Origin of the sequence: Haloferula luteola, assembly GCF_014201715.1 — a bacterium.
Taxonomy (GTDB): domain Bacteria; phylum Verrucomicrobiota; class Verrucomicrobiia; order Verrucomicrobiales; family Akkermansiaceae; genus Haloferula; species Haloferula luteola.
The window spans coordinates 1-1,712 of record NZ_JACHFD010000071.1 but is presented as its reverse complement, the minus strand read 5'-3'; the positions used below and the strand labels follow the sequence as shown (position 1 = coordinate 1,712).

Sequence of the window (1,712 nt, the reverse complement as noted above, 5' to 3'; positions counted from 1 at the left end):
TTCAGATACCACTGGATCGCGGATTCCCACTGCTCAAGCTGCCAATTCTCCCTCGTCACCTCCTCCCGCAGGACCTCAAGCCGCCAGAAGGCCCGCGCCGCTGCCCGGCCCGCGGGCATTTGGTGACGGAGACGGAAATTCTCGAACCATTCCAAGGCGACGAGAAATCCAGCCCTGTCACGGTCCGACAGTCCGCGGAATTTCGAAAGATCCTTTCTCCAGCACCAACGGGACGGCATCCTGCTCATAGCATTCCCGAGTAGCGAACTATCCGCCGGGAGTCAATCTAAATGCTGTTCGTCCGACCACTGATTGATCTTCGAATAGATCCTGGCTGGCTCGACCCGCCTTGAGCCGGAATATCCGCACCCGATCTCACCCCGCCTCGGCTTGGCATGCGTCGCCGGGATATCACGCACCAGGTCCCGATTTCTCCTTGGAATTCCAACGATTTGGGGAAAGTTTCCGCAAGAAACACGACCCGGATATACCGCCCGGATCGCCTACGAATAAAACTGTTCGCCTGAAAGTGAAGCGCGCCAGATTCCACCTCTTGTTTGGCGGCCTGTTCCTGTGCTCGCTCGGCTATGTCGGGTGGTGCTGGCGGACTTTCCTCGTAGGAGTAGCTGCACCTCCTCTCTCCGAACTTCCTACCGAATTCCGAGCCACGGCGACTGAGGAGATTCGGGATGAAGGCCTGCTAAGCCGGGAGCAGTTTAGGTGGGATCGTGCAAAGGAACTCCTGCTCAACCCGTTCAAGACCGCTCCTCCGCAACTTGAGATCACGACTCCAGAGTCACACTTGGGTTTTGTAGATCGAGACTACCCATTTTCCTCCGTCGTATTTGCCAAGTATCGGACAGGGTGGGCGAGGGTTCCCGACAACCAGAAGATCCCCTGAAATCAAGAGGGCGAACAAGTCGGAGCACAGAACCCCTGACCCGCCGCGAGTTCGATCCCGAAATGACCGTTCAACCCTCAACACGTAGTCGAAGCCGCGCCCCAGGTCAGGGGTCCTGTGTCCTTTGACGTTCTGCAGAAAATGATCAGGCCACTACATGCTGCGGTTGCGACGGTGCTGGCATGCGGAGCGTGCCTCGCTGCGCCGGTCTCCTCGGACACGCTCTCAGTGAGCGGTAAGGTGGTCAGTGTGATCTGGATTGATCGAGTCAAGTTCGAGTCAGATGGAGCAGACGGTCTGATGAGGTCAGGCGCCATCACTCCGAGGCACTATGTGATTCTTGAGAGTGATTCAGGCACTGCCGAACAGCGGAGCCAGCTTTCAGGCCTACTCTCGTTTGGACTCGCGAAGTGGCCACATTGGTCGGTAGCGAAGGCTAAGCTGACTGAGAAGCAAGTGATGATCGAGATTCCCGGGCATCGGATTCCAACCCTGATTGATGGAGCCACGGTCGAGATTAAGAACTACCGAGTCACCGGGGACGAATGGCTCACCGGTGCAGAATTTGATGAGCTGGTGGTGTCTGGCAAGCGAATCGAAAAAGAAGCAGAACAAGGCGGCGCTGGACAACCCGCTACCCGTTCCGAGTCGGATTCGGAGGGTGACGACAACCTTCAACCTGAAGCGGAGGGGCGCTCCCGGTAGCGGGTGCCAGGCCTCTGACGTTCTCCCAAAAATGAAGTGGCTGCGTCGCGCCTTTTTGACCGTTATCGCGCTGGTCCTTCTGCTGTGGGTTTGGTCGGTGGCGAGA

The 1,712-nt window shown here is 57.6% G+C and carries 2 protein-coding genes; both read left to right on the top strand.

Going from position 1 to position 1,712, the window contains the following annotated elements; genetic code table 11:
- Window positions 1-529 precede the first annotated feature (529 nt).
- Window positions 530-901 (top strand): hypothetical protein, encoded by a 372-nt coding sequence (locus tag HNR46_RS20485; RefSeq protein WP_184022566.1) that lies wholly within the window; start codon window positions 530-532, stop codon window positions 899-901.
- A gap of 141 nt (window positions 902-1,042) precedes the next feature.
- Window positions 1,043-1,606, top strand: a complete 564-nt coding sequence (locus tag HNR46_RS20480; protein WP_184022565.1) for a hypothetical protein — start codon at window positions 1,043-1,045, stop codon at window positions 1,604-1,606.
- The last annotated feature ends 106 nt before the right edge of the window (window positions 1,607-1,712 follow it).